The 25,912-nt window shown below is 69.0% G+C and carries 23 protein-coding genes and 1 riboswitch; of the genes, 14 read left to right on the forward strand and 9 right to left on the reverse strand.

Annotated features, from left to right (window positions below; genetic code table 11):
- Positions 1-214 precede the first annotated feature (214 nt).
- From lipA to AB7878_RS06975, 4 genes are read left to right on the forward strand one after another with little or no spacing between them, the layout of a single operon-like run.
- A complete protein-coding gene (gene lipA / locus AB7878_RS06960; protein ID WP_369493667.1) occupies positions 215-1,192 on the forward strand; it encodes a lipoyl synthase in 978 nt (325 codons plus the stop codon).
- A gap of 57 nt (positions 1,193-1,249) precedes the next feature.
- Positions 1,250-1,423, forward strand: a complete 174-nt coding sequence (locus AB7878_RS06965; RefSeq protein ID WP_369493668.1) for a hypothetical protein — start codon at positions 1,250-1,252, stop codon at positions 1,421-1,423.
- Between the two features lie 23 nt (positions 1,424-1,446).
- Entirely contained in the window at positions 1,447-1,788 is a 342-nt protein-coding gene (locus tag AB7878_RS06970) for a carboxymuconolactone decarboxylase family protein (protein ID WP_369493669.1), read from the forward strand.
- Position 1,789: 1 nt separating this feature from the next.
- Entirely contained in the window at positions 1,790-2,740 is a 951-nt protein-coding gene (locus AB7878_RS06975; protein ID WP_369493670.1) for a PLP-dependent cysteine synthase family protein, read from the forward strand.
- A 40-nt stretch (positions 2,741-2,780) separates the two neighbouring features.
- Here AB7878_RS06975 and thiC read toward each other — a convergent pair whose 3' ends face one another.
- Together thiC and AB7878_RS06985 are read right to left on the reverse strand one after the other, a co-directional pair.
- The gene (thiC, locus tag AB7878_RS06980) at positions 2,781-4,658 is read right to left on the reverse strand and encodes a phosphomethylpyrimidine synthase ThiC (protein ID WP_369493671.1); all 1,878 of its coding nucleotides are present in this window, start codon (positions 4,656-4,658) and stop codon (positions 2,781-2,783) included.
- 104 nt (positions 4,659-4,762) lie between these two features.
- A riboswitch (TPP riboswitch) is annotated at positions 4,763-4,859 on the reverse strand.
- A gap of 47 nt (positions 4,860-4,906) precedes the next feature.
- Complete coding sequence (locus AB7878_RS06985) at positions 4,907-5,557, reverse strand: TetR/AcrR family transcriptional regulator (RefSeq protein ID WP_369493672.1); 651 nt, start codon at positions 5,555-5,557, stop codon at positions 4,907-4,909.
- Between the two features lie 239 nt (positions 5,558-5,796).
- Between AB7878_RS06985 and AB7878_RS06990 the strand changes: the two genes are divergently transcribed.
- Together AB7878_RS06990 and AB7878_RS06995 are read left to right on the forward strand one after the other, a co-directional pair.
- Positions 5,797-6,456 carry a protein-L-isoaspartate O-methyltransferase family protein gene (locus AB7878_RS06990; protein ID WP_369493673.1) on the forward strand — a complete coding sequence of 220 codons (660 nt, stop codon included), beginning with the start codon at positions 5,797-5,799 and terminating at the stop codon, positions 6,454-6,456.
- A 41-nt stretch (positions 6,457-6,497) separates the two neighbouring features.
- Complete coding sequence (locus AB7878_RS06995; RefSeq protein WP_369493674.1) at positions 6,498-7,847, forward strand: TolC family outer membrane protein; 1,350 nt, start codon at positions 6,498-6,500, stop codon at positions 7,845-7,847.
- Between the two features lie 63 nt (positions 7,848-7,910).
- Here the strand turns inward: AB7878_RS06995 and waaA are convergent, their stop codons facing one another.
- Entirely contained in the window at positions 7,911-9,161 is a 1,251-nt protein-coding gene (gene waaA, locus AB7878_RS07000) for a lipid IV(A) 3-deoxy-D-manno-octulosonic acid transferase (protein WP_369495732.1), read from the reverse strand.
- An 81-nt stretch (positions 9,162-9,242) separates the two neighbouring features.
- Here waaA and lpxL point away from each other — a divergent pair, with 81 nt between their 5' ends.
- From lpxL to AB7878_RS07015, 3 genes are read left to right on the forward strand one after another with little or no spacing between them, the layout of a single operon-like run.
- Positions 9,243-10,178 carry an LpxL/LpxP family Kdo(2)-lipid IV(A) lauroyl/palmitoleoyl acyltransferase gene (lpxL, locus tag AB7878_RS07005; RefSeq protein ID WP_369493675.1) on the forward strand — a complete coding sequence of 312 codons (936 nt, stop codon included), beginning with the start codon at positions 9,243-9,245 and terminating at the stop codon, positions 10,176-10,178.
- A gap of 11 nt (positions 10,179-10,189) precedes the next feature.
- Positions 10,190-10,909, forward strand: coding sequence for a polysaccharide deacetylase family protein (locus tag AB7878_RS07010; RefSeq protein WP_369493676.1), 720 nt, complete (start codon positions 10,190-10,192; stop codon positions 10,907-10,909).
- The gene (locus tag AB7878_RS07015; RefSeq protein ID WP_369493677.1) at positions 10,906-11,988 is read left to right on the forward strand and encodes a glycosyltransferase family 4 protein; all 1,083 of its coding nucleotides are present in this window, start codon (positions 10,906-10,908) and stop codon (positions 11,986-11,988) included. The genes AB7878_RS07010 and AB7878_RS07015 overlap by 4 nt, the downstream gene beginning before the upstream one ends.
- 72 nt (positions 11,989-12,060) lie before the next feature.
- Here the strand turns inward: AB7878_RS07015 and AB7878_RS07020 are convergent, their stop codons facing one another.
- From AB7878_RS07020 to AB7878_RS07035, 4 genes are all read right to left on the reverse strand, one after another.
- Positions 12,061-12,813, reverse strand: a complete 753-nt coding sequence (locus tag AB7878_RS07020; protein ID WP_369493678.1) for a glycosyltransferase family 2 protein — start codon at positions 12,811-12,813, stop codon at positions 12,061-12,063.
- Positions 12,803-14,104, reverse strand: a complete 1,302-nt coding sequence (locus AB7878_RS07025) for an O-antigen ligase family protein (protein ID WP_369493679.1) — start codon at positions 14,102-14,104, stop codon at positions 12,803-12,805. Before AB7878_RS07025 ends, AB7878_RS07020 begins: the two co-directional genes overlap by 11 nt.
- Positions 14,105-14,157: 53 nt before the next feature.
- A complete protein-coding gene (locus AB7878_RS07030; RefSeq protein ID WP_369495733.1) occupies positions 14,158-15,285 on the reverse strand; it encodes a glycosyltransferase in 1,128 nt (375 codons plus the stop codon).
- Between the two features lie 94 nt (positions 15,286-15,379).
- Complete coding sequence (locus AB7878_RS07035) at positions 15,380-15,586, reverse strand: zinc-finger domain-containing protein (protein ID WP_369493680.1); 207 nt, start codon at positions 15,584-15,586, stop codon at positions 15,380-15,382.
- Between the two features lie 181 nt (positions 15,587-15,767).
- On the opposite strand from AB7878_RS07035, the gene AB7878_RS07040 reads away from it, so the two are divergent.
- Positions 15,768-17,030 (forward strand): Yip1 family protein, encoded by a 1,263-nt coding sequence (locus tag AB7878_RS07040; RefSeq protein WP_369493681.1) that lies wholly within the window; start codon positions 15,768-15,770, stop codon positions 17,028-17,030.
- A 68-nt stretch (positions 17,031-17,098) separates the two neighbouring features.
- Here the strand turns inward: AB7878_RS07040 and AB7878_RS07045 are convergent, their stop codons facing one another.
- Positions 17,099-17,683: a YceI family protein gene (locus AB7878_RS07045; protein ID WP_369493682.1), complete on the reverse strand. Its 585-nt coding sequence runs from the start codon at positions 17,681-17,683 to the stop codon at positions 17,099-17,101.
- Between the two features lie 239 nt (positions 17,684-17,922).
- Between AB7878_RS07045 and AB7878_RS07050 the strand changes: the two genes are divergently transcribed.
- Entirely contained in the window at positions 17,923-18,888 is a 966-nt protein-coding gene (locus AB7878_RS07050) for a mitochondrial fission ELM1 family protein (protein ID WP_369493683.1), read from the forward strand.
- 206 nt (positions 18,889-19,094) lie between these two features.
- Entirely contained in the window at positions 19,095-19,301 is a 207-nt protein-coding gene (locus AB7878_RS07055) for a hypothetical protein (RefSeq protein ID WP_369493684.1), read from the forward strand.
- 157 nt (positions 19,302-19,458) lie between these two features.
- Here the strand turns inward: AB7878_RS07055 and glnE are convergent, their stop codons facing one another.
- Positions 19,459-22,299: a bifunctional [glutamate--ammonia ligase]-adenylyl-L-tyrosine phosphorylase/[glutamate--ammonia-ligase] adenylyltransferase gene (gene glnE / locus AB7878_RS07060; RefSeq protein WP_369493685.1), complete on the reverse strand. Its 2,841-nt coding sequence runs from the start codon at positions 22,297-22,299 to the stop codon at positions 19,459-19,461.
- Between the two features lie 359 nt (positions 22,300-22,658).
- Between glnE and AB7878_RS07065 the strand changes: the two genes are divergently transcribed.
- Both AB7878_RS07065 and dcm read left to right on the forward strand, forming a co-directional pair.
- A complete protein-coding gene (locus tag AB7878_RS07065; protein WP_369493686.1) occupies positions 22,659-24,548 on the forward strand; it encodes an LTA synthase family protein in 1,890 nt (629 codons plus the stop codon).
- A 96-nt stretch (positions 24,549-24,644) separates the two neighbouring features.
- On the forward strand, positions 24,645-25,901 hold the full coding sequence (gene dcm / locus AB7878_RS07070; RefSeq protein ID WP_369493687.1) for a DNA (cytosine-5-)-methyltransferase: 1,257 nt from the start codon (positions 24,645-24,647) through the stop codon (positions 25,899-25,901).
- Positions 25,902-25,912 lie beyond the last annotated feature (11 nt).

The following is a 25,912-nucleotide window of genomic DNA, read 5'->3' on the forward strand; positions in this document are numbered from 1 at the left end:
GGCTGGCTCCGGTGGGCTGGCGCCGACGAAGGCGCGTCCGTCGTGAAGGAAAAGTCCCGACAGACTAGGAACCCGCGCGGGAAAGGCAGGTGAAGGCCCGCCGCGCGGCGGGCAACGTGAACCGCTCCCGCACGCACGGGCGGCCCTGACCTGGATCAGGGTGATGCACGGCGCGCGGCGGGAGACTGGGCGCAGTTCCCATTGGCGCGCCTCCATGTCCGGCAGCACCCTCATTCCCGACGGCCGCAAATTCACCAGCCCGCAGGGCACCCGTGCGGTCAAGGGCGGCCAGAAGCCCAACGCCGGCAGCGGCGTGCCCGATGTGGACCGCAAGCCACCGTGGTTGCGGGTGAAGCTGCCCGGCGGCGCCAGATACGAAGCCGTGGCGGACATCGTGCGCACGCACCAGCTCAACACGGTGTGCGCCGAGTCGAAGTGCCCGAACATCGCCGAATGCTGGGGCCGCGGCACCGCCACGCTGATGCTGATGGGCTCGGTGTGCACGCGGGCCTGCAAGTTCTGCTCGGTGTCCACCGGCAACCCGCAGCGCTGGCTCGACCCGCTGGAACCGGCGAAGGTGGCCGATGCGGTGGCGCTGATGGGGCTGCAGTACGTGGTGCTCACCTCGGTGGATCGCGACGACCTCGCCGACGGCGGCGCCGCGCACTACGCCGCCTGCGTGCGCGCCATCCACCAGCGCTCGCCGGCCACCGCGGTGGAGGCGCTGACTCCTGACTTCGCCGGCGACCACGCCGCGGTGGCCGCCGTGCTGGATGCGGGCCTGGCCACCTATGCGCAGAACCTGGAGACGGTGCGCCGGCTCACCCACCCGGTGCGCGATCCGCGCGCGGACTACCGGCAGACCCTGGACGTGCTGGCCTTCGCCAAGCGTCACGCCCCCGGAACACTCACCAAGACCAGCCTGATGCTCGGCCTGGGCGAGACCGATGCGGAGATCGACGAGGCGCTGGACGACATGCGCGCCGCCGGCGTCGACGTGGTCACCCTGGGCCAATACATGCGGCCCAGCCCGCACCACCTGCCGGTGCAGCGCTTCGTCACCCCGGACGAGTTCCGCGCCTTGCGCGAACGGGCGTTGGTCAAGGGTTTCGTGGAAGCGGTCGCTGGGCCGCTGGTGCGTTCGAGTTATCGCGCCGAACGCGTGCTGGAACACAACAACCTGGGGCTGTAGCCGAGGCGCGACGGCGCGGCCCGTATTGCGATGCCCGACGGCATCAGGAGGCTCGTCATGTCCACACCCACGCTGCAACCCGCACCGCGCCGCGACCCGGCCACCATCCCATGGCAGGACGAAGGCCTGCGCCAGGCGCGCGAACGCCTCGTCGACGACGAACTGGACGACAGTTTCCCGGCCAGCGATCCGCCGAGCTGGGTGCAAGGCACGGCGCCGAGACCGCATTGAAGTCCGCATTCGAGGAGACAAGCATGGAACACGCGATGTACCCGCAGGCCAGCGCGGAGCTGGCCCGCAAGCGCCGCGAGCTGGCGCCGAAGCAGCTCGACGCATTCAAGGCGTTCAGCGCCGCGGTGTTCGCCGACGGCGCACTGCCCGCCGTCACCAAGCAGCTGATCGCGGTGGCGGTGGCGCATGTCACGCAGTGCCCTTACTGCATCAAGGGCCACACCGCCGGGGCGCTGAAGCAGGGCGCCAGCGAGGCGCAGGTCATGGAGGCGATCTGGGTAGCCGCCGAGATGCGGGCGGGCGGCGCCTACGCGCACGCCAACCTGGCGCTGGACACCATGGCGCACGCGCACAAGGAAGACTGACATGGGCGCGCGCTACATCGGCGTTTCCGCCAGCATCCTCGACGCGGTGGGCGACACCCCGCTGGTGGAGATCGAGGGCGTGTTCGCCAAGCTGGAATTCCTCAATCCCTCCGGCTCGATCAAGGCGCGCATCGCCAAGTACATGATCGAGCGCGCCGAGCAGGAGGGCCGGCTGAAGCCCGGCGACACCATCGTGGAGGCCACCAGCGGCAACACCGGCAACGCCTTGTCGATGGTGGCCGCGACCAAGGGTTACCGCATGCTGGTGGTGATGCCCGAGGGGCTGTCGGGCGAGCGCGTGGCGATCTCGCGCGCGTTCGGCGCCGAGGTGCTGTTTTGCGGCAGCTTCCACGTGGATGCCGCCCTCGCGCGCGCCCGCGAGCTGGGCCGGCAGCCGGGACATTTCTGCCCCGGCCAGTTCGAGTCGGAATGGAACGTGGAGGAGAACCGCGAGATCCTCGGCCCGGAAATCCTCTCGCAACTGCCCGCCGGCCGCGTGCCCGACGCGCTGGTGCTGGGCGTGGGCACCGGCGGCACGCTGATTGGCGTGGGCCAGGCGTTCCGCGCGGTGAACCCGAAGGTGCGGCTGTTTGCGATGGAGCCCTCCGAGTCCTGCACCATCCTGTGCGGCGAGGTGGCCACGCACGCCATCGAGGGCATTTCCGACGGCTTCGTGCCGGGCATCTTCCAGCGCCACAAGGATCTGGTGAACGACCTGCTCAGCGTGTCCAGCACGGATGCGGTGGCCGAGATGAAACGGCTGGCGCGCGGCTACGGCATCTTCTGCGGGCCAAGTTCTGGCGCCCACCTGCTCGCCGCCAAACGCGTACGCGCGCATTACCCCGAGCTGGCCACCGTGGTCACGGTGTTCTGCGACGAGGGGGAGAAGTACCTGCACGAGTACTTCATGGCGACCGCCACTCCCGGAGCGGGAGCGGCGCCATTCCATTGAGCGTGCCGGGACAGGTGTCGGCACGCTCCATCCGCCCGCGTCAGGCCTTGTGGTACACCTCCGCGCCCTGCGCGCGGAATTCGGCGGCCTTCTCGGCCATGCCTTCGGCCACCGCCTCGGCCTCGCCGGTGCCATGCTCGGCGGCGTAGTCGCGCACGTCCTGGGTGATCTTCATCGAGCAGAACTTCGGTCCGCACATCGAGCAGAAATGCGCGCTCTTGTGCGCATCCTTCGGCAGCGTCTCGTCGTGGAACTCCTTGGCCTTCTCCGGATCGAGGCCGAGGTTGAACTGGTCGTCCCAGCGGAACTCGAAGCGCGCCTTGCTGAGCGCGTTGTCGCGCACCTGCGCGCCCGGGTGACCTTTCGCGAGATCCGCCGCATGCGCGGCGATCTTGTAGGCGATGATGCCGTCGCGCACGTCCTGCTTGTTCGGCAGGCCCAGGTGTTCCTTCGGCGTCACGTAGCAGAGCATGGCGGTGCCGAACCAGCCGATCATCGCGGCGCCGATCGCGCTGGTGATGTGGTCGTAGCCGGGCGCGATGTCCGTGGTGAGCGGCCCCAGCGTGTAGAACGGCGCCTCGCCGCACTTCTCCAGCTGGCGGTCCATGTTCTCCTTGATGAGCTGCATCGGCACGTGGCCGGGGCCCTCGATCATGGTCTGCACGTCGTGCTTCCACGCGATCTGCGTCAGCTCGCCCAGCGTGTCGAGTTCCCCGAACTGCGCGGCGTCGTTCGCGTCGGCGATGCAGCCCGGCCGCAGGCCGTCGCCTAGGCTGAAGGACACGTCGTAGGCCTTCATGATCTCGCAGATGTCCTCGAAGTGCGTGTAGAGGAAGTTCTCCTTGTGGTGTGCAAGGCACCACTTAGCCAGGATCGAGCCGCCGCGCGACACGATGCCGGTGACGCGCTTCGCGGTGAGCGGCACAAAGCGCAGCAGCACGCCGGCGTGGATGGTGAAGTAGTCCACGCCCTGCTCGGCCTGCTCGATCAGCGTGTCGCGGAACAGTTCCCAGGTGAGGTCCTCGGCCACGCCGCCGACCTTCTCCAGCGCCTGGTAGATCGGCACCGTACCGATCGGCACCGGCGAGTTGCGCAGGATCCACTCGCGCGTCTCGTGGATGTGCTTGCCGGTGGAGAGGTCCATCACCGTATCGCCGCCCCAGCGGATCGACCACACCATCTTCTCGACCTCTTCCGCGATCGACGACGTCACTGCGGAATTGCCAATATTCGCGTTGATCTTGGTGAGGAAGTTGCGGCCGATGATCATCGGCTCGCTTTCCGGATGGTTGATGTTCGCGGGGATGATGGCGCGGCCGCGCGCCACTTCGTCGCGCACGAACTCCGGCGTGATGATGCGCGGGATCGCGGCGCCGAAGGACTGCCCCGGGTGCTGGGTGCGCAGCGCGCTGTCGCCCAGCGCCTCGATGCGCTGGTTCTCGCGGATCGCGATGTATTCCATCTCCGGCGTCACGATGCCGCGGCGCGCGTAGTGCATCTGGGTGACGTTGGCGCCGGCCTTCGCGCGGCGCGGCACGGGCAGCCGCGGAAAGCGGATCGCCGCCAGTTCCGGTGCACTCGCGTGGCGGCGGCCGAACTCGGAGCTGCGGCCATCCAGCACTTCGGTGTCGCCGCGCTCGGCGATCCACGCCGCGCGCAGCGCGGGCAGGCCGGCGGCCAGGTCCACGGAGTAATCCGGATCGGTGTACGGGCCGGAGGTGTCGTAGACGGTGATCGCGGGGTTCCGCTCCACGCCGAACATCGCCGGCGTGTCGGCCTGCGCGATCTCGCGCAGCGGCACGCACAGGTCGGCACGACTGCCCGCCACGTGGATCTTGCGCGAACCGGGAATCGGCCGGGTGACGGCTTCGGAGAGTTCCTGCGCGGCACGCGCGAGGTCGGAGAGCTGGGCATTCATCGGCTTAAGTCCGGCAGCTTGCATGGGAAATCCGCACACGTGTGCGGTCTCTGCGCGATGGAGTTCGCGCGCGAAGCGTTGGCGCCGGACGCACGACAGGCGGAACGTCGTGCGGCGAAGCTCCCTACACCGGTGCTAACCGGATCAGGTTCGAAGGGACTCTCTCAGCCGACCGTTGCGCCGGCACCCCCGCTTCTGGAACGGCTATTCAAGCACGAAGCGGGGATCGGCCGCGAGTGCGGTGCAGTTCAGCGTGGCGCCCAGGCGCGCAGGAAGCTGGCCACGCCGGCGCGGGCGGTGGCCTCGATTTCGGCGGCGTAGCTCTCGCCGCAGTCCACGCAGCCGAACATCCGGCGCATGAACAGGTCGCCCTTGATCAGCGCGAAGAACTGCACGCAGGCGCGCGGCACGTCGTCGATCGCGAGCTGGCCGGCGTCAACCGCCTGCTGCAGCAGGCGTTCCATCAGGCCATGCGTGCGCAGGGTGCCCTCTTCCCACAGCAGCCGGCCGAAGCGCGGGTTGCCCTGGCGGCAGTCGCCGAGGATGGCGCGGAAGGTGCCCACGGTTTCGGCGTCGCAGTCGAGCCGGGCGTGGATCAGCGCCACACGCAGCAGGGTCTGCTCGATCGTGGCCTGCGGGTCGTAGTCGTAGGTGTTTTCCGGCAACAAATCCTCGATGCGCGCGCGGATCACCTCGCGGAACAGGTTGTCCTTGTCGCCGAAGTGGCTGTAGACGGTGAGCTTGGAGACCCCGGCCTCGGCGGCGATCGCGTCCATGCTGGTGCCGGCGAAGGCGTTGCGGATGAACAGCGCCTTGGCCGCGGCAAGGATCGCCGCGCGTTTCTCAAGGTCTTTCGGTCGCCCCGGTCCCTGCGACCTGACCGGCGAGATGCTGCTCATGTCCAAGCCTTCCCAAAACGATACATGGACTTTATTATACGCATTGGTTCAATTATTTCCAGTCGACAGGCGGCAGAGTGTCCGCGGACACGCTCCGGGGCATGACTTAAGTCAGCGCATCGCGGTGACTTCCGGCACTTCGTGACACAGGGCGCGGGCCGCAGTCTAGTCATTGTCGAGGCAAGGCCAAGCCCTTATCCTTTCAGGTCTTTTTTCGACACTCACGGAACCCGGCAGACATGGCGATGAACTTCGAGCAGGCGCGGACGAACATGGTGGAGAACCAGGTGCGTCCCTGGGAGGTCCTGGACGGCCGCGTGCTGGACATGCTTGGCCGCGTGCGACGCGAGGATTTCGTGGCGCCCGAACACCGCCAGCTCGCCTTCGCCGACCTGTGCCTGCCGCTGGGCCATGGCGAGGTGATGATGAAACCGGTGCTGGAAGGCCGCGTGCTGCAGGCGCTGGATCTCCAGCCCGGCGAGCGCGTGCTGGAGATCGGCACGGGATCGGGCTTCCTCACCGCCTGCCTCGCCGGGCTCGCGGCCGAGGTCGTCAGCGTCGACATCCATGCCGACTTCATCGCGGCCGCCAGCCAGCGCCTGCAGGCCGCCGGCGTGACGAACGCGCGGTTGCACACCGGCGAAGCCGTGCGCGACTGGCAGCCGGACGGCCAGTTCGACGCCGTGGTCGCCACGGGCGCCGTGGCCGAGACGCCTGCGCGCTGGTTCGGCTGGCTCAAGCCGGGCGGTCGCCTGCTGGTGATCCGCGGCGAGTCGCCCGCGCAGCAGGCCATGCTGATCGTCCACGAGGGCGAAGGCCGCCAGCGCGAGCAAAGCCTGTTCGAGACCGACCTGCCCTATCTCGCCCACGCCGCGCCGTCGTCGCGTTTCGTGTTCTGAACGCCCCACCGACCGACATCGACTTCCCCACGAGGCAACCCATGCGTTTGAAGCTGCTCACCCTGGCACTGGCCCTGGCCGCCGTCTCGCTGCCCAGCCACGGCGAAGACCTGCTCGACGCCTACCGCGAGGCGCGCGCCAACGATCCGGTGCTGGCCCAGGCCGATGCCAACCGCCTCTCTGTCGGCGAGGGTGTGCCCCAAGCGCGTGCGCTGCTGCTGCCGCAGATCAACGGCAGCCTCTCGCTGAGCCAGACCAACGGCGGCACCGGCGGCCGCTTCCAGGATCCGAACAATCCCAATCAGTTCCTCACCAGCAGCCAGGTCGGCCACAGCCGCACGCGCAACCTCAGCGTCGATCTCAGCCAGACCGTGTTCGACTTCAGCAAGTACGCCAACCTCAAGGCGGCACACTCCTCCGCGAACGCGCAGGACGAGCTCTACCAGGCCGCGCTGCAGAACCTGTTCGTGCGTGTCACCGGTGCCTACTTCACGGTGCTCACCGACGAGGACCTGCTGGCCAACGCCAAAGCCAACGAAGATGCCTTCAAGCAGCAGTTCGAGCAGGCGGACCAGCGCTTCAAGGTCGGCCTGTCGGCGATCACCGACGTGTACCAGGCCAAGAGCTTCTACGAAGCGGCCAAGGCGACGACGATCGCCGCGCAGAACACGCTGGACAACGACCGCGAGGCGCTGAGCCAGATCACCGGCAAGCCCACCGGCAACCTGAAGAAGCTGCGCGACGAGCTGCCGATGAACTCGCCCGACCCGGCCGATCCGGATGCCTGGGTCAAGCAGGCGCTGATCAACAACCCGAACCTGCTGGCGCAGAAGCAGAACGTGGCGGCCGCCGAGCACAACATCACCGCGGCGCGCGCCGGCCACCTGCCCACGATCACCGCGAACGTCAGCTACGGCAAGAGCGCGAGCTGGTACGAGAACGCGGCGATCCATTCCAACACGCCGTCGCAGACCACGATCGGGCTCACCCTCAACGTGCCGATCTTCTCCGGTGGTCTCACCCAGTCGCGCGTGCGCCAGTCCATCTACAACCGCGACGCCGCGCAGGACTCGGAGGAGATCGAGCGCCGCCAGGTGAAGGCGAGCACGCTCAACTACTACCGCTCGGTGCTGGCCGGCGTCAGCCAGGTGCAGTCGGGCAAGGCCGCGGTGGAGTCGGCGCAGAAGGCGCTGGACGCCACTCGCGCGGGCTTCGAGGTCGGCACGCAGACCATGGTCAACGTGCTGCTGGCCATCCAGACCCTGACCCAGGCGGAGAGCACCTACTCGCAGTCGCGCCACCAGCTGGTGCTGAACCGCCTGCTGCTCAAGCAGAGCGCCGGCACCGCCAGCCTCGGCGACATGCAGACCATCAACGCCCTGCTGCAGTAAGCCGTCCAGCGCACGCTGGATCGATGGCCGGGCGAATGCCCGGCCATCGTCGTTTCGGCGCCGTCATTCCCGCAGTTGCGCGGCTATCAGCCGCATCAACCGCCCCACCGCGCCGCGCTCGCGCTCGAACACCTGCTGTGCGGCCTGGCCCATCGCGCGCCGTTGCGCGTCGTCGCGCAGCAGGCGCAGCACCGCCTCGCCCAGCGCGCTGCTGTCCGGCACGCGCAGCGCGCCGCCATCCTCGATCAGGCTGGTGGTGATCTCCTCGAAGTTGAAGGTGTACGGCCCCACCAGCACCGGCGTGCCCAGCGCGGCCGGCTCCAGCACGTTGTGGCCGCCGATCGGCACCAGGCTGCCGCCCACGAAGGCCAGCCCCGCGGCCGCATAGAACGGCATCAGCTGGCCCATCGCATCGATCACGAACACCTGGTTCGACGGCGCCGGCATGCCGTCGGCGCCATAGCTGCCGGCGGCGAATCCCAGGCTGCGCACGGCATGTTCCACCGGACGGAAGCGCTCGGGGTGGCGCGGCGCGATCAGCAGCAGCGCGTCGGGCAGCCGCTTCAGCACCGCGAGGTGCGCCTCCAGCACGGACTGCTCCTCGCCCTCGTGGGTGCTGGCGGCGATCCACACCGGTCGCCGCGCGCCCCAGTGCTCGCGCAGGCGCGCGCCGTCCGCCAGCGCCTCCTGCGGCACCGGCATGTCGTACTTCAGGTTGCCACCGACCATGACGCGCTCGGCCGCCGCACCGATCAGGCGGTAGCGCGCGGCGTCCGCGCGGGATTGCGCGACCACCAGATCCACGCAGCCCAGCGCCGCGCGCACCATGCCGCGCAAGGGCCGCGGCCGGTAACCGCGCAGCGAGCGCTCGGACAAGCGCGCGTTGACGATCATCAGCGGGACGCCGCGGCGCCGGCAGGCGAAGTACAGGTTCGGCCAGATCTCGGTTTCCACGATCAGCGCCAGCCGTGGGCGCACGCCCCGGAGGAAACGGTTCACCGCATACGGCAGATCGTAGGGCAGGTAGACGTGGAACACGCCGTCGCCGAACAGCTGCTGCACGCGCGCGGTGCCGGTGGGTGTCACCGTGGTCACCACCAGCGGCGCGTCGGGGTAGTCGCGCCGGAGCGCCTTGATCAGCGGCTCGGCCGCGTTCACCTCGCCCACCGACACCGCATGCACCCACAGGCTGCCGCGCAGTTCCGGCGGCGCCTTGAAGAAGCCGAAGCGCTCGGCCCAGCGCCAGTAGTACGGCCGCGAGCGGAAACCGCGCAACGCCAGCCGCAGCACGATCAGCGGCGTCACCAGATACATCGCGAGGGTGTAGAGATAACGCAACGGCGGGCTCCGGAAACAGCGCACGAGTATACGGGGCAAGCAGGGACGTCCATTACAATGCCGCGGATGCCCGGCACCCCACGCCCCGATTTCCAGCGCGCCCTGCTCGCGCCGCGCCACTGGCCGGCCTGGCTGGGCGTGGGCGTGATCCGGGCGGTGGCGCGGCTGCCGTATCGTGCGCTGATGGCGCTGGGCGGTGCGCTGGGCTGGTTGATCCAGCGCGTGCCGTCCGCGCGGCGGACGGTGGCGGAAACCAACATCGCGCTGTGCTTCCCCGAGCTCGATGCGAAGGCGCAGGCCGCGCTGGTCGACGCCCACCTGCGCGACCTCGGCCTGATGCTGATGGAGTTCGCGCTGGGCTGGCTGGGCCCGGAGCGCGCGATCACGCGCGTGCCGGTACGCATCGAAGGCCTCGAATATCTCGAAGCCGTCCGCGCGCAGGGCCGCGGCGCGCTGCTGGTGGGCGGGCACTTCTCGCACCTGGAACTGTGCGCGCGGCTGGTCTCGCGGCGCATCCGCATCGCCGGCATGTACCGCAAGATGGATTCCACGGTGTTCGAGTGGGTGGTGCTGCGTGCGCGCCTCGGCTATGCCGATGCGATGTTCGACAAGGACGACATCCGCGGCACGGTGAAATACCTGAAAGCCGGCGGCACGCTGTGGTACGCGCCCGACCAGGACATGCGCAGCAAGGACAACGTGTTCGTGCCGTTCTTCGGCGTACCCGCCGCCACGATCACCGCCACGCATCATCTGGCGCGGCTGTCCGGCGCCGCGGTGATCCCGTTCTTCCATCGCCGCCTGCCCGACGGCCAGGGTTACGTTCTGCGCCTGGGCGCACCGCTGGGCGACTTTCCCGGAGCCAGCGCACACGACGACACCGCGCGCATCAATGCCTGCATCGAGCAGATGGTGCGCGAGGCGCCCGAGCAGTACCTGTGGGTGCACAAGCGCTTCAAGACCCGTCCGTCCGGCGCGCCGCCCATCTATTGAGCATCGCCGTCATGCCCATCCCCATCCTGATGTACCACAACATCGCACCGGCGCCGCGCGAGCTGCAGCGCTGGCGCAGCCTGTACGTGCATCCGCGCTCGTTCGCGCGACAGATGGCGCTGCTGCGGCGGCTCGGTTACGCCGGCCTGTCGATGGACGCGGCGATGCCCTACCTGCGCGGCGAACGGCAAGGCCGCGTCGTGGCGATCACGCTGGACGACGGCTACGCCGACAACCTCGACAACGCGCTGCCGGTGCTGCAGCGCCACGGCTTCAGCGCCACCTGCTACGCGGTCAGCGGCGCATTGGGCCGCTACAACGACTGGGACGACGCCAAGCTCGGCGTGCGCAAGCCGATGATGGACGCCGCTCAACTGCGCGCCTGGCACCAGGCCGGCATGGAGGTGGGCGCACACACCCGCACGCATCCGCGCCTCAGCCAGTGCAGTGACGCGCAGCTGCACGACGAGATCGCCGGCAACAAGGCCGAGCTGGAAGACCTGCTCGGCGCGCCGGTGACCCAGTTCTGCTACCCCTACGGCGACCACGACGAGCGCGTGGTCGCGGCCACGCGGGATGCCGGCTACGCGGCCGCGACCACGATCCGCCGCGGCCGCGCGCAGCCGGGCATGGATCCGTGGCGCCTGCCGCGCGTGGCGGTGGCGCGCAGCCACGTCCTGCCGCAGTTCGCCTGGCGCGCGCTCACCGGCTACGAGGATAGGCGCGGATGAAATTCCTGCTTGTCGGCACGACCCGCGAGCGCGGCGGCGCCGAGGTCCACTTCGTCACGCTGGCCAAAGCGCTGGCCGCCGCCGGACACGAGGTCGAGGCCGTGGTGTATCCGGGCGCTCCGGTGGCGCTTGCGCTGGCGGGCTCCGCGGTGCGCCTGCACCCGGGGCGCTTCCGCAACGTGTTCGACCTGCGCGGCTATCGCGTGGTGACCGCGGCGGCACGGCGACTCAAGCCGGACTGGCTGGTAGGCGATTTCGGCAAGGAGTACTGGCCGCTGATCCTGCTCGGCCGACTGCTGCGCATGCCGGTCGCGTTGTTCCGCCACCGCATCAAGCCCATGAAGGGGTATTCCGCGCGACTGGTGCCGCGTCTCGCGCAGCGCTTCTTCGCAGTCTCCGAATATGCCCGCCGCGACTACATCGAACGCGGCATGCCCGCGCCTCGCGTGCAGGTGCTGTACAACCCGGTGGATACCGACTCGTGCCGCCCGGACGCGACGCAGCGCTCGGCGCTGCTGCATGTACTCGGGCTGGACGAGAACGCGATCGTGCTTGGTTACACCGGGCGCATGCTCGCATGGAAGGGCATCTTCCCCCTGCTCGAAGCCGTCAACATGGCCATGGCGCGCGAACCGCGCCTGCAGTGCATATGGCTGGGCGACGGCACCGATGCGCAAAGGCTGCAGGAACGGATTGCCGTGCTCCCGCTGGCACATCGCCACCAGGTGCTCGGCTGGGTCGACAATGCGCAGGCGTACTACAACGTGCTGTCGATGCTGGCGCTCCCATCGCTGGAGCCGGAGACGTTCGGCCGCGTCTCGGTCGAGGCGCAGGCCTGCAACGTGCCGGTGCTGGTCAGCGATGTCGGCGGCATTCCCGAAACCCTGCAGCCTGGCGCCACCGGCCTGCTGCTGCCTCCGGGCGACGTCGACGCCTGGTGCGAAGCCATCCTTGCACTGTGCGACGACGCCACGCGCCGGCCGATGGCCGCCGCCGCGCGCGACTTCGCCGAGCGGCGCTTCAGTTCATCGGTGATCGCCGCCGAGTTCGTGCGCCAGCTCGGCGACGCGAAACGCTGACCCGTCCATCATTAATTTGCGACCACCCCTGATCGCGAAATTCAAACGGGCGGCCATCCATGGCCACACTCTTCAATGGCGCCGTCTTGCTTCGTGCAGCTTGGCGTACTTCAGGAACACGTAGTTCGCACCCACCACGCTGGCGATGAAACCCGCCCAGCCGTTGAGGAAATAGCGCTTGAACAGGTACTGGCGCAGGAAGAACACCGGCGGGTAGAGCACCATGCGCAGCCCGGTGAAACGCTGGCGGCGGCGCAGCTTGTGCGCCACCAGCGCGCTTGAGTAGCGGTTGATGCGCTCGATGCGGCTGGCGATGTCGGGGTCGCTGTCGTTGATGAAGTCGGCGCGCCACAACGTCTTCACCGGACCGTCCACCTCCATCGCCGAGTGCACTTCCACGTCGTTCATGTGGCCGCGGCGGCGGTCGTACAGGCGGAGGTGGGCGTTGCGCCAGCTCCACGGGTGCTGCACGGTCCAGAACATGCGTTCGCGGCGCGGCAGGCGGAAGCCCGCGCAGCGCGGATTGACCAGCGCGCGTTCGATCACCGCGCGGCTGGCCGGCGACAGCACCTCGTCGGCATCGAGGTTGAGGATCCAGTCGTGGCTGGCCATGTCGATGGCGCGCTGCTTCTGCGGGCCGAACTCGTCGAACGGATGCATGGCCAGGCGCGCGCCGTGAAGCCGCGCGATCGCCAGCGTGTCGTCGGTGGAGCCCGAGTCCAGCACCACGATCTCGTCGGCCCAGTCCACGCCGGACAGGCAAGCGTCCAGCGTGGCCGCGTTGTTCAAGGTGATCACCACCACCGACAGCGGTTCACGCTGCATCGCCGACCTCCTCCACCCGCACGTACAGCCCCGCACACCACTCCTCCACCCGCACGTACAGCCCCGCACACCACAAGCCCAGCAGCCAGGCGAACAGCAGGCCCCACCACGCCGAATAGAAGGCCAGATGGGTATTGAGCGGAAACAACATCACGCCCAGCGCCAGCGTGACCGGAAACGCGCGTTCGCGCGCCGCCCTGCCCACCCGCCGCCACGCGCGCCACGCCAGCGCCACGCCGGCCAGCCACAGCGCGAGGCCGATGCCGCCGGTCTCGGTGAGGATCTCCAGCACGATCTGGTGGGCATGGCAGGCGCCCTCGCCCTCGCCGCAGGACTCGGCCACCACGAAGTGGTCGTTCGCCGGCGCGAACTGCGGGTAGGCGTAGCGGAACGCGCGCACGCCCACGCCGTTCCACGGATGCGCGACGATCATCTTCAAGCTGTCGTTCCAGATGTCCAGCCGCCCGGTCAGCGCGGCGTTGAGGCCGCTGTCGGTGCCGTGCAGCACGTCCAGCGTGCGCTGCATGCGCGCCTCGAAGCGGCTGGAGGTGCGCCACGCGATGCCGCCGGCCAGCGCCAGCACCACCACGCCCAGCCCGCAGTACAACGCGAAATGGCGCCACGAGCGCGCCTCGCGCCAGGCGAAGGCCAATGCCACCAGCCCGTAGCACAACCAGGCCGCACGCGAGCCCGCGAGCAGCACCGGCCCCAGCAGCAGCAGGAAGGCGACGACCAGCCCGGCCAGGCCCCAGCGCCGCCGTGCCGTCCACAGCGCGAACGGCGACAGTACCGCCAGCGTCGGGCCGAGCTTGAGGTTCTTCGCGCCGAAGATGCCGGAGAGGCGCTGGGCCTCGGCATGTCCGCCCAGGCTCCAGCCGGTGAGCGCCTGCATCCACGCATCCAGCACCCACCACGCCAGCACGCAGGCCACCGCCACGTACAAGGCCTGCAGGCGGCGCTCGTCGCGGATCGCGAGGCAGGCATACAGACCCAGTGGCAGGTAGCGCAACAACGCGGCCACCGTGCTCCAGCTCTTGCCCGGTGCCAGCGAGTCGAAGGCCGAGACCAGCGCCGCGCCGATGTAGGCCGCCAGCAGCCACAGCAGCAGTCGCACGCCGGGCTGCTCGCGCCAGTCCCGCGGCCCGCGCGCGACGAGCAGGATCGTTCCGACCAGGCAGAGGAAGGTGCCGAACTCGCTGCTGCGTCCGAACGGCAGCAGCAGGATCACCAGCCAGAACGGCAGCAGCGGCGAACGCAAGGCGGTCTTGAGTGAATCGATCGCGGAAGTCATGCGGAAGCCGTGGCGACGACGATCCCGCATTGTAGAGGGCAGGAAGCCGGCGCTCAGCCCGCGACCACTTCCCCGTACAGCGCCAGCGTGGCCTGCTGCATGTCGGCCAGCCGGTAGGACTGCAGCATCGGGATCGGCGGCGCCACGCGCAGCAGCTCGGCGGCGCGTTCCACCAGCCGCTCGCGATCGCCCGGCGGCACGCGGCCGGCGGGGTACAGCTCGGCCAGCAGCTCGCCCACGCCGCCATGCGCGTAGCCCAGCACCGGCCGGCACAGCGACAACGCCTCGATCACGGTGCGACCGAAGGATTCGGGCTTGTTCGACAGCTGCAGGATCAGGCTGGAGACCGCGTAGACGTCGCGCACGTCGTGGCGCGGCGGCGTCAGCGCCACCTGCGCTTCCACGCCGCGTTCGCGGATGAGCTTGCGCAGCTCCTCCACGTAGGCCTCGCGGCCGGGCTCGATCACACCCAGCAGCAGCAGCCGCGCGTCGATACCGCGGCGCTTCAGGTCGGCGAGCAGCTCGATCGCGTCGTGGTGTCCCTTCAGCCGGGTGCCGCGGCCCGGCAGGGTCAGCAGCGGCGCGCCGGCCAGCGCGGGGTATTCGGCAAAGAACGCCCGCTTCCACGCCTCGTCCGGGCGATGGCCGTAGGGGAAGGCCTCGGGGTCGATGCCGCGGGGGATCACCCGCACCCGCCCCGGCTCCAGCCAGCGGTAATGGCCGAGCACGAAGTCGCGCAGGGTCTGCGAAACCACGACCACCCGCTCGCCGCGCAACAGGATCGCGCTGTAGCGGCCGGGCGTGTTGAGCCCGTGCACCGTGGTGACGAAATGCGGGCGCGTCTTGAGCCCCTTCAGCGCCCACCAGCCCAGCCACGCCGGCAGGCGCGAGCGCGCATGCACGATGTCGGGATTCAGCTCACGCAACTGCCGGCGCAGCGCGCCGACCTTCAACAGGGTGCCCGGCGACTTGCGGCCGATGTCCAGGGTGACGTGCTCGCTGCCCTCGGCCACCAGCTGTTCCACCAGCCGGCCGCCGGCCGAGATCACCACCGAGCGGTGGCCGGCCTGCACCAGCGCACGGGCGATCTCCAGCGCGGACCGCTCCGCGCCGCCGGATTGCAGCGCGGGGATCAGCTGGACGACGGTCAGTCGCGGTGCGGTGTCGACACTGCCGGACATGGTTCCCGCCTGCGGGCCTGCATCCTGGTGCACGAGTTTCATCCTGAAATCCAAGCAAGAACAATGCCGTGGTCATCCTGAACGACGGGTCGAATCAGTCGCGCAAGACGTAACGTGCTCCGCAATAAGGACAAACCGACTCGCCGCCGTCGTCGACGATCGGCAGATACACCTTCGGGTGCGAGTTCCACAATGCCATTCCGGGCATCGGGCAGGACAGCGGCAGGTCGGCGCGCGTCACTTCGTAACGATTTTCGGCATTCGCCAGGATCGGCGCGACGGCTGCGGCAGAGGCAGACATGGGAAGGGCTCCGGACGGGATGCGAGGCCGCCAATGGTAGCAGGCTGCGCTATTCTGCCGGCGCGGTACGCAGGGGAGCCAGGGGAGCAAACGGAGCGGCGCAGCATCCGGCGCCGCGGGACTCACGGCCAGCCGGCCCGTGTCCGGCAACGGCCGACCACACGCACGCGGGGGAACGATCATGGACTTCGCAAAGATCATCGCGCGGATCAAGGCCATCCTCACCACACCGAAGACCGAGTGGCCCGTCGTCGCCACCGAACCGGCCTCGGTCAGCGGCCTGTACACCGGCTACATCGTCGTCGTCGCCGCGTTGCCGGCGATCGCCCACTTCATCAAGAGCAGCCTGATCGGCTACAGCGCGTTCGGCATGACCGTGCGCAGTTCGTTCGGCGGCGGCATCGCGAGCCTGGTGCTGGGCTACGTGCTGTCGCTGGTGCTGGTCTACGTGATGGCGCTGATCGTCAACGCGCTGGCGCCGAGTTTCGACGGACAGAAGGACATGACCCAGGCGCTGAAGGTGGTGGCCTACTCCTGGACCGCCAGCTGGATCGCCGGCATCGCGGTGATCCTGCCGTGGATCGGCTGGCTGATCGCGCTGGCCGGCGCGATCTACGCGATCTACCTGCTGTACCTCGGCCTGCCGTCGACCATGAAGTGCACGCCGGAAAAGGCCGGCGGCTACACCGCGGTCAGCGTGGTCATCGCGATCGTGCTGAGCTGGATCATCGGCCTGATCGTCGCCGGCATGGTCGGCACCGCCATGCTGGGCAGCGCCGCGATGGGCGGCATGCATCTGGGCAGCAGCGACAGCGGCAACGTCAGCCTCGACAGCAACAGCGCCCTGGGCAAACTCGCCGCGATGGGCCAGCGCGCCGAGCAGGCCGGCAAGGACATGGACGCGGCGCAGAAGTCCGGCGACAGCGCGGCGCAGTCGGCCGCGATGGGCAAGATGATGGGCGCGATGGCCGGCGGCGGCAACGTCGAGGCGCTGCCGCCCGAGCAGATCAAGGCCTTCCTTCCCGACAGCCTGGGCGACCTCAAGCGCACCAGCCTGTCGGCCCAACGCAATGCGGCGATGGGCATGCAGGTTTCCGAGGCCGACGCCGAGTACGCGGCCGACAACGGCCGGCACATCCGGCTCGAAGTCTCCGACACCGGCGGCGCCAAGGGCCTGGTGTCGCTCGCCACCGCGATGGCGCCGGAAGAGGAGAAGCAGACCGAGCACGGCTACGAGAAGACCTACAACGCCAACGGCAACCTGGTCCACGAACAATGGGACACCCAGTCGAAGTACGGCGAATACGGCGTGCTGGTGGGCCAGCGCTTCTCGGTGAAGGCGAGCGGCAACGTCGACAGCATCGACCAGCTGAAGCAGGCGGTGGCCAGCGTCGATCTCGACAAGCTGGCCGCGCTGAAGGACACCGGCGTGAAGGCAAACTGAGCCGCGTTTCCCGACGAAAAAAGCCCGCACCAGCACGCTGCGGGCTTTGTGTTTGTGCGCGAGGCGGCTTACTTCGCCTTCGGCACCGCGCCTTCGGTGGTGATGTGGATCTTGATCTCGTCGCTCACCATCGGCACGTAGGTGCTGACGCCGAAATCCGAACGCTTCAGCGTGGCGGTGGCGTCGAAGCCGATCGCCTGCGCCTTCGTCATCGGGTGCGGGCCGACCTTGTTCAGCGTGGCGTCCAGCGTCACCGGCTTGGTCACGCCGTGCACGGTGAGGTTGCCGACCACCTTGTAGTGGTTGTCACCGAGCGCCTCGACGCTGGTGCTCTTGAATGTCACCACCGGGTACTTGGCAGCGTCGAAGAAATCGGCTTCCTTGAGGTGCTTGTCCAGCGCCGGCACGTGGGTGTCCAGCTTGCTGAGCGGCAGGGTCACGTCCACCGAGGACTTCGCCGGATCCTGCTGGTCGAACACCAGCGTGCCATCGCCCAGGCCCAGGTCGGCGGTGGGGTTGGAGTAGCCGAAGTGGTTCCAGGTGAACAGCACCATGGTGTGGTTCGGATCCAGCTTGTAGGTGACCGGGCTGGCCTGGACGGTGGCCGCGGCGCCGAGCAGGCCCGCGATCAGGAGATAACGAAACACGCGCATGGAAGTTCTCCGCAATGGGTGGGTGATCGGCCGTGCGACGGCCGCTGCGACAAGGAAAAAGCTACCGACGGTCCGCGGCGACGCCTCGGAAGAACGGTCGATCACGGGTATTCTCCGAGCCGCCGGCTGGACCGGAACAGTGCCAGCCGTCAGTGTATCTACACGCTGCCACACCATAAACGCGACCGGGAGCAACACAGCGTGTACGCACGGGAAACAATCCGCCGAGGTCTTCCGGCATGCCCGGCATGAGGGCGGAATGCTGGGCCATCACCGACGCCTCCGCGGGCAACCAGCGACAGGCGCTGGCGCTGGCCGAACGGATGGGGTTGCCGGTGCGCCACCTGCTGCTGGAACCGCGCGTACCGTGGTCGTGGCTGGCGCCGCGTTTCGCGCTGGGTGGCCGCTTGGCGCTGCCCGCGGATCAGCGCGGCCAGTTCGCGCCACCGTGGCCGCAACTGGCGATCGGCTGCGGCCGCGCCGCCGCGCTGTTCACCCGCATGCTGCGCCGGCTGTCGCGCGGGCAATGCCACAGCGTGCAGATCCTCGATCCGCGCATCGATCCGGCGCACTGGGACACGGTGATCGCGCCGCGCCACGACCAGCTCGCCGGATCCAACGTGCTCGTCCCGCTGGGCTCGCTGAACCCGGTGGACGGCGACTGGCTGGCCGATGGCCGCGATGCGTGCCCCGCCTTCGAGGAACTGCCGCAACCGCGCGTGGGCGTGCTGCTGGGCGGACCGCGCAAGCAGCTGGCGCTGGATGCGGACTACGCGCACATGCTGGCCACGCAACTGCTCGCCCGGCACGCGCGCGAAGGCGGCAGCCTGCTGGTGCTGGCCTCGCGACGCACGCCGCCGGCGATGCTGGCGATCTTCCGCGACGCGCTGGCCGGCGTGCCGGGATTGGTCTGGTCCGGCCCCGACGATGGCCGCAACCCCTATCCCGGCGTGCTGGGCTGGGCCGACCGGCTGGTGGTCACGCCGGACTCGGTGAACATGCTCAGCGAGGCCTGCGCGGTGGGCTGCGCCGTGCACACCCATGTCGCCGCGCCGCTGCCGGACAAGCTCGCGCGCTTCCACGCCGCCTTGCGCGAACGCAGCCTGCTGCACGGGCTGGACGACGAGGCGCCCGCACGCCAGCCGCCGCTGCGCGAAACCGCCGCGATCGCGGCCGAACTGCAACGGCGCATGGCCATTCGCTGATCCCGTCGCAAAACAAGTTCTTCACTTTCGTATCGCGCAAGCTTCACGACGGCTGCACCGTGCTCCGGCGTCCAATAGTGGCGCATGTCAGGCACGCACAAGGTTCCGGACGCCAGCGTGGCCATTGACGCATACCCCCGCGGGGAAGCTGGCGGCCAGCATCGCACCATCACTGCATGGCGCGTATCCAGAGAGGAGGTGTCGTCATGAACTTGTTCGACGCGTTTGCCAGCTCTCCCTATGCCTGCGAGATCATCACGCGCAGCGACCACATGCCCAGCAAGCTCGAGCGCTACGCCGACTGGGCGCGCAAGTTCTACGGCGGCGGCTACCACGAGTCCAGCAAGGACAGCCGCGAATCGATCGACTACGTCGTGCGCAGGCCGTTCGCCGCACCGGCACTGGTGCATTGAACGCGGCATCGTTTGGTGGCGCGCGGCGGCCGGCGTGCGGCCGGCCGCTGCGGTTCCGTGCGGCCCCGGCCTGCGGACTGCGGAAAAACCCGCTCCCGAAGTGAGCGGGATGCATGCGGCGACTGCTGCATGGGCGACACTCCCTTGCCGCCACGCATCAGTCGAACGCGAATCCCAGCGCCTGTGTGAGCGCAACCACCTCGTTGCACAGCGTCTCCAGCACCGCATCGCGCGGTGCGACGCGCGAGCGCGCATCCAGCGTGCAGGCGAGTGAGCGCTGCAGCAGCGTGGCATGCGCGCCTGCCAGCGTGGCGGCCTGCACCGCGGCCAGCAGGCCCGCGTCCCGGCAGGCGGCGAGCAAGGCCGCATTCGAAGTGACGCCAAGCAGCGCGGGATGCCGCGCCGCGTGCGCCAGCACCAGCCCCTGCAGCGCGAACTCGATGTCGAGCAGGGCGCCACGGCCCTGCTTGAGGTCAAGGTGCCGCTCGTCGGAGCGGTCACGCTCGGCGCGCCAGCGGCGGCGCATCTGGCTCACCTCGTCCAGCACCTGCGACGGCTCGCGCGGCACGCCGAGGATGTCGCGGCGCACCGCGGCCAGCGCCGCACCCAGCGCGGCATCGCCGGCCACCGGGCGCGCGCGCAGCAAGGCCTGGTGTTCCCAGGTCCACGCGCGGCTCTGCTGGTAGGCCACGAACGCGTCGAGGCTGCCCACCAGCAAGCCCTTGGAGCCGTCGGGACGCAGCCGCGTGTCCACCTCGTACAGGCGGCCGGCGCGGGTGGGCACGGTGAGCCAGTTCATCACGCGCTGGGCGAGGCGCTGGTACCAGCGCGCGCCCTCGATCGGCCGCGCACCGTCGCTCATCGCCTGCGCGCGCTTGCCGTCGTAGACGAACACCAAGTCGAGGTCGGAGGCGAAGCCCAGTTCCTCGCCGCCGAGGCTGCCGTAGCCCAGCACCGCGAAGCCGGAGCCTTCACCCGGCAGGCGGCCGTGCTGGGCGATCAGCTCGCGCTCGGCCAGCGCGGTGACCGCACCCACCACCGACTCGGCCAGCGCGGCGAGCCGGCGCGCGGTGGCCGCCGCATCGGCGCGGCCGTCGTTGAAGGCAAGGCCGAGGCGGAACGCGGTGGAGGACTGGAACTCGTTGATGCGCTCCAGCTCGGCCTCGGCCTCGCGCTCCTCCAGCGTGGCCAGCACGCGGGCGATCTCGGCGGCGATGTCGGCACGTTTCAGCGGCAATTGGTCGATGCGCGGATCGAGCACGTCGTCCAGCAGCAGCGGCTGCGCGATCACCTGTTCGGCGAGCAGGGCGCTGTCGGCGAACAGCGTGGCCAGCCGCTTGCGCGCGGCGGGCTGCTCCTCCAGCAGGGCCAGGTAGGACGAGCGCCGCGCCACCGCCTGGGTGAGCCGGCACAGCCGCAGCAGGCAGGGCACCGGCGCCGTGCTGGTGCGCGCGGCGGCGATCAACTGCGGCATCAGGTGGTCCAGCCGCTCGCGCGAACGCGCCGACATCGCGCGCACCGCGCCGCCCTGCGGCAGCTTGGCCAGCGCGTCGGCCACCTCCGCGCCCGGCACGAAGCCGCTGGCTTCCAGCGTGCCGGCGTCCAGCGTCTCGGCGCAGGCGGCCTGCCACAGCGCCGCGTCCGCCGCGGGCACGCTGGCGCCGCGCCCACCCTGCGGCATCAGCACGGCCGCAAACTCGGTGGCGACGATCTCGCGGTGCTGAGCCAGTTCCGCGGCCAGCGGCTCCCACGCCGGCCAGTCCAGTCCGAACGCGATGCGTTCGCGGCTCAGCGCGTCATCGGGGATGTCGTGGGTCTGCGCGTCGCGCAGCATCTGCACGCGGTTCTCCAGCCGGCGCAGGAACACGTAGGCCTCGCGCAGCGCCTTCGCGCGCGCGGCGGGAATGTGGCCGCGCGCCTCGCAGGCGGCCAGCGCGGGCAGCAGGCCGCGCACGCGCAAGGACGGTTCGCGGCCGCCGCGGATCAGCTGGGTGAGCTGCACGATGAACTCGATCTCGCGGATGCCGCCGGAGCCGAGCTTGAGGTTGTCGGACAGATCCTTGCGCGCCACCTCGGCATCGATCAGCGCCTTCATCTCGCGCAGGCCGGCGAACGCGGTGTAGTCGAGGTATTTCCGGTAGATGAAAGGCCGCAGCAGTTCCTGCAACTGCTTGCCGGCGCTGCGGTCGCCGGCCACCGGGCGCGCCTTGATCCACGCATAGCGCTCCCAGTCGCGGCCCTCGCGCTGGTAGTACTGCTCCATCGCGCTGAACGACAGCGCGAGCCGCCCGGCGTTGCCGAACGGCCGCAGGCGCAGGTCGACGCGCGCACAGATGCCGTCCACCGTGGGTTCGCCCAGCAGGCGCACCAGCTGCCGCCCCAGCCGCACGAAATACTCGCCGTTGTCGAGAGAGCGCGCGCCGTCGCTCTCGCCACCGTGCGGATAAGCCAGCACCAGGTCGATGTCGGAGGAGAAGTTCAGCTCCGCGCCGCCCAGCTTGCCGAAGCCCACCACCACCAGCCGCTGGCGCTCGCCCTCGCGGCTGCGCGGCTGGCCGTAGCGCGCGGCCAGCGCGCGCTCGGACCAGCCCAGCGCCACCTCCAGCAGCACCTCGTACAGCACGCTGGTGGCGGACAACGTCTCCGGTAAATCGTCCAGCCTGTTGACGTCGCGGAATACCAGCCGCAACGCCTCGGCGTGGCGGAAGCGGCGCAGCGCAGCCAGCGCAAGGGTCTCGTCCTCCGGCAGCTTCAGCGCGTCGATGCGCGCGGAAGCGTCGGCGTTCGAGCGCAAGCGCTCCAGCCCCGCAGGCGACAGCAGCGTCGGCTGGGCGCGCCAGGCCTCGAACGCGAAATCGCTGGCGGCCAGCGTGCGACGGATGCGCTCGGCCACGCCGGCGTCGTCGTGCAGCGGCACGCCGGCCGCGCGGCAGGCGGCGGCCAGCTCGGCGTAGCGGTCGTCGATCAGGGCGCGCAGCGCGGGGGATTCGTGGGACATCAGGCCATTGTGCCGCAGCCGAGCCATGCACGTGGCCGGTACACCGTTGCCCCGCCGGCGCGTTGCAGGTCGAGCCGTTCGTCCCCGGCCACGATGAACACCCGGTTCATGTCATCCTGATTACTGTTTCTTTGCCTTTGCGATCATCCGTGATCGCGAAGATCCAACGGACGGCCAGCCATGGCCGCACGCCTCAACCTTTGCGATCGTCCGTGATCGCGAGAATCAAACGGGCGGCCATCCATGGCCGCACTGCTCAATTCCTTTGCAATCATCCGTGATTGCGAGAATCAAACGGGCGGCCATCCATGGCCGCACTCTTCAATCAACCCCATGACAAGCGAGCCCCCGCTTCCGCCATGACTCCACCCGCCGTCCCCGTCCTGCGCCGCACGGCGCCGCGCATCGCCCTCATTCTCGCGATGGCACTGGCCTTCGTACTGCTCACCAGCCTGCTCGACGGCGGCAAGGGCGTGCTGCCGCTGCGCCTGCTGGACCAGCCGCGCTTCCCGCTCGCCAACGCCTGGCCCGGCCTGCTGTTCGCCGGCCTGCTGCTGGCGATGACGCGCCGCGTGCTGCTGTCGTTCGGCTTGGCCTACCTGTTGCAGGGGCTGATCTACGGCGTCAACACGCTGAAGGTGGCGAACCTCGGCACGCCGCTGCTGCCGGCGGATTTCCGTATGGTGGGCCAGCTGCGCAAGGGCGGATTCCACCTGCTGGCCGGCTACCTGCCGCACAGCCCGTGGCCATATCTGGCGCTGCTCGCGGGCGTGCTGATCCTGATCGCGATGTGGCGGCTGGAGCCGCCGCTGTTCACGCGCCGCACCGGCGGCAAGCGCCTCGTCGCCGGCGGCGTGCTGGCGCTAATGCTGGGCAGCTTGCTCGGCGGCTGGGGCGGCTGGGCGAAGATCTACAACGCCCGCGTGCTGTGGCTGGAGCCGTGGTCGGCCGCCTCCACCCGCATCCATTCCGGGCTCGTCAGCGAGCTGGTGATGTTCCACCTGCAATACGCCCAGCAGAAACCGAAACCCGACCGAGCCATCGCCGAACAGCTGATCGGCCAGTCCGCCGACGCGCTGCGCCAGCATCTCGCGCTGCCGAACGCCGCCGTGCTGCCCGATATCGTGGTGGTGCAGAGCGAGTCGTTCTTCGACCCCACCATCATGAAGGGCTACGCGCATAGCGAGCTCACGCCGAACCTTCGCCGGCTCGCGCAGCACGGCGCCAGCGGCCCGCTGCACGTGCCCACGTTCGGCGGCGGCACCATCCGCACCGAGTTCGAGGTGCTCACCGGGCTCTCGCTGCGCTACTTCGACAACCTGCAGTTCCCCTACCTGCAGATCGGCCGCAAGCCGCTGCCCAGCCTCATCCACGTGCTGGACGACCACGGCTACGCCACGGTGGCGGTGCACGGCAACGACCCCGCGTTCTGGAACCGCAGCACCGCGTTCAAGACGCTGGGCTTCCAGCGCTTCGTGTCGCAGTCCGCGTTCCCGCCCGATGCGCCAAACGACGGCAAGTACATGGCCGACAGCGCGATGACCGACGAGATCCTGCGCCAGCTCAAGAACAGCGGCCCGCCGCAGTTCATCTTCGCGATCAGCATCGAGGCGCACGGCCCCTACGACGTGGAGCCGAGGGACACCGCCGCGCGCGACGCGATCGCCGTACCCGCCGGCATCGAGGGCAAGGACAAGCGCGAGCTGCAGACCTACCTCTATCACATGCAGCACGCCGACCAGGAACTCGGCCGCCTCGCCGACCTGCTCGCCAAGCGCCAGCGCCCCACCCTGCTGCTGTTCTACGGCGACCACCTGCCCGGGCTCGCCGACAGCTACCACATCGACGGCTTCGTCGACGGCGGCGACATGCTCGCGCAGGCCGGCACCTGGCTGCTGGTCGACCCGCGCAGCAGTGGCCAGCCCGCGCACGAAAGCACCGCCTCGTGGCTGCTGCCCGGCAAGCTGCTCGCCGCCGCCGGCATCCACGACGATCCCTACTTCGCGCTCACCGAACTGTTCGGCCCGCAACTCGCCGCGCTCACCCGCGCCCCCGGCGCCCCGCAGCCGGAAGAAGACGCCGCCACCCGCCAGCTCGACCAGTCCATGGCCAGCGTCGAGCAGCTGCGCATGAGCCGCAAGCTGGACGGGGTGCTGGCGAAGTTCGTCGGCGGGAGCGCGCCTGAGCATGTGGCGCATGTGGCGCCGGTGCCGAACGCGACGAGCGGCGGGACGCAGCTAGCACGTTGACTAACGGGCCATGCTCCGCTCGAAAATTCGCGCTTGCCAATGGGGAATAAAAGCGGACATACTGACCGCACTGATTACCCATTGGAGAACGCGGCAATGGAAGACATCCGCCACCTGCTCGCCAGCCTGCGCGGCCGCTACACGCAGAAGGAACTGGCCGAACGCCTTGAGGTAGACACCCGCACGATCCGCCGCTGGGAGCTTGGCGAAACCGATCCTCCGCCCTACTTGGCCGACGCGATCCGCCAACGCTTGCTGCCGCTGGCCTCGCCCGCCAACACACCGGACGCGGCCTTCACCTTCATCGATCTTTTCGCCGGCATCGGCGGCATTCGCATGGGTTTCGAGGCGCACGGCGGACGCTGCGTGTTCACGAGCGAATGGAACCCCTACGCGCAGAAGACCTACCTCGCCAACTTCCCCGAATCCACCCACGCTCTCGTTGGCGACATCACCAAAGTGGACGAGCGCGACATCCCCGATCACGACGTGCTGCTGGCCGGGTTTCCCTGCCAACCTTTCAGCATCGCCGGCGTGTCGAAGAAGAACGCACTAGGTCGCGCGCACGGATTCGCCGACGAAACGCAGGGCACGCTGTTCTTCGACGTGGCGCGCGTCATCAAGGAGAAGCAGCCGAAAGCGTTCCTGCTGGAAAACGTGAAGAACCTCGTCAGCCACGACAAGGGCAACACCTTCCGCGTCATCAAGAAAGCGCTGGGGGAAGAGCTCGGCTACCACATCCACTGCAAGGTGATCGACGGCCAGCACTTCGTCCCGCAGCACCGCGAACGCATCCTGATCGTCGGCTTCCGCGAGTCCACCGACTTCACGTGGGACGACCTGCAACTACCCAAGGAAGGACCGAAGCTCGCGAGCATCCTGCACCCGCAGAATGGCAACGAAGCAACAGAATCGCACTACACCACCGGCAAGCAGGCCAAGATCGATGCGCGTTACACACTCACGCCCAATCTGTGGGCATATCTGCAGAACTATGCCGCCAAACACCGCGCGGCCGGCAACGGCTTCGGCTACGGATTGGTGGACGGTGACAGCGTGACGCGCACCTTGTCGGCACGCTATTACAAGGACGGCTCGGAAATTCTCGTCTCGCAAGGACCACGCAAGCGACCCAGGCGACTGACGCCGCGCGAGTGCGCGCGCCTGATGGGCTTCTCCGACTCATTCGTGATCCCCGTCAGCGATACGCAGGCCTACAAGCAGTTCGGAAACAGTGTCGTCATGCCGGTCATGCGCGAGGTGGCACGCATCATGGTGCCGCGCGTGCTTGAGCTGATCCGGCAGGAAGAGGAAGGTGTCCACCAAGTGCCGCTGCTCGCGGCTTATGCCTGATAACGAAGGAG

Origin of the sequence: Rhodanobacter humi (genome assembly GCF_041107455.1) — a bacterium.
GTDB lineage: Bacteria > Pseudomonadota > Gammaproteobacteria > Xanthomonadales > Rhodanobacteraceae > Rhodanobacter_A.

Coding starts and splice junctions, on each gene's coding strand:
- dcm (WP_369493687.1), top strand. CDS start 24,645: ATGGAAGACATCCGCCACCTGCTCGCCAGCCTGCGCGGCCGCTACACG.
- AB7878_RS06995 (WP_369493674.1), top strand. CDS start 6,498: ATGCGTTTGAAGCTGCTCACCCTGGCACTGGCCCTGGCCGCCGTCTCG.
- AB7878_RS07055 (WP_369493684.1), top strand. CDS start 19,095: ATGAACTTGTTCGACGCGTTTGCCAGCTCTCCCTATGCCTGCGAGATC.
- AB7878_RS07015 (WP_369493677.1), top strand. CDS start 10,906: ATGAAATTCCTGCTTGTCGGCACGACCCGCGAGCGCGGCGGCGCCGAG.
- AB7878_RS06990 (WP_369493673.1), top strand. CDS start 5,797: ATGGCGATGAACTTCGAGCAGGCGCGGACGAACATGGTGGAGAACCAG.
- AB7878_RS07025 (WP_369493679.1), bottom strand. CDS start 14,104: ATGACTTCCGCGATCGATTCACTCAAGACCGCCTTGCGTTCGCCGCTG.
- AB7878_RS07010 (WP_369493676.1), top strand. CDS start 10,190: ATGCCCATCCCCATCCTGATGTACCACAACATCGCACCGGCGCCGCGC.
- lipA (WP_369493667.1), top strand. CDS start 215: ATGTCCGGCAGCACCCTCATTCCCGACGGCCGCAAATTCACCAGCCCG.
- glnE (WP_369493685.1), bottom strand. CDS start 22,299: ATGTCCCACGAATCCCCCGCGCTGCGCGCCCTGATCGACGACCGCTAC.
- waaA (WP_369495732.1), bottom strand. CDS start 9,161: ATGTATCTGGTGACGCCGCTGATCGTGCTGCGGCTGGCGTTGCGCGGT.
- lpxL (WP_369493675.1), top strand. CDS start 9,243: ATGCCGCGGATGCCCGGCACCCCACGCCCCGATTTCCAGCGCGCCCTG.
- thiC (WP_369493671.1), bottom strand. CDS start 4,658: ATGAATGCCCAGCTCTCCGACCTCGCGCGTGCCGCGCAGGAACTCTCC.
- AB7878_RS06965 (WP_369493668.1), top strand. CDS start 1,250: ATGTCCACACCCACGCTGCAACCCGCACCGCGCCGCGACCCGGCCACC.
- AB7878_RS07045 (WP_369493682.1), bottom strand. CDS start 17,683: ATGCGCGTGTTTCGTTATCTCCTGATCGCGGGCCTGCTCGGCGCCGCG.
- AB7878_RS06975 (WP_369493670.1), top strand. CDS start 1,790: ATGGGCGCGCGCTACATCGGCGTTTCCGCCAGCATCCTCGACGCGGTG.
- AB7878_RS07030 (WP_369495733.1), bottom strand. CDS start 15,285: ATGTCCGGCAGTGTCGACACCGCACCGCGACTGACCGTCGTCCAGCTG.
- AB7878_RS07020 (WP_369493678.1), bottom strand. CDS start 12,813: ATGCAGCGTGAACCGCTGTCGGTGGTGGTGATCACCTTGAACAACGCG.
- AB7878_RS07050 (WP_369493683.1), top strand. CDS start 17,923: ATGCCCGGCATGAGGGCGGAATGCTGGGCCATCACCGACGCCTCCGCG.
- AB7878_RS06970 (WP_369493669.1), top strand. CDS start 1,447: ATGGAACACGCGATGTACCCGCAGGCCAGCGCGGAGCTGGCCCGCAAG.
- AB7878_RS06985 (WP_369493672.1), bottom strand. CDS start 5,557: ATGAGCAGCATCTCGCCGGTCAGGTCGCAGGGACCGGGGCGACCGAAA.
- AB7878_RS07040 (WP_369493681.1), top strand. CDS start 15,768: ATGGACTTCGCAAAGATCATCGCGCGGATCAAGGCCATCCTCACCACA.
- AB7878_RS07035 (WP_369493680.1), bottom strand. CDS start 15,586: ATGTCTGCCTCTGCCGCAGCCGTCGCGCCGATCCTGGCGAATGCCGAA.
- AB7878_RS07065 (WP_369493686.1), top strand. CDS start 22,659: ATGACTCCACCCGCCGTCCCCGTCCTGCGCCGCACGGCGCCGCGCATC.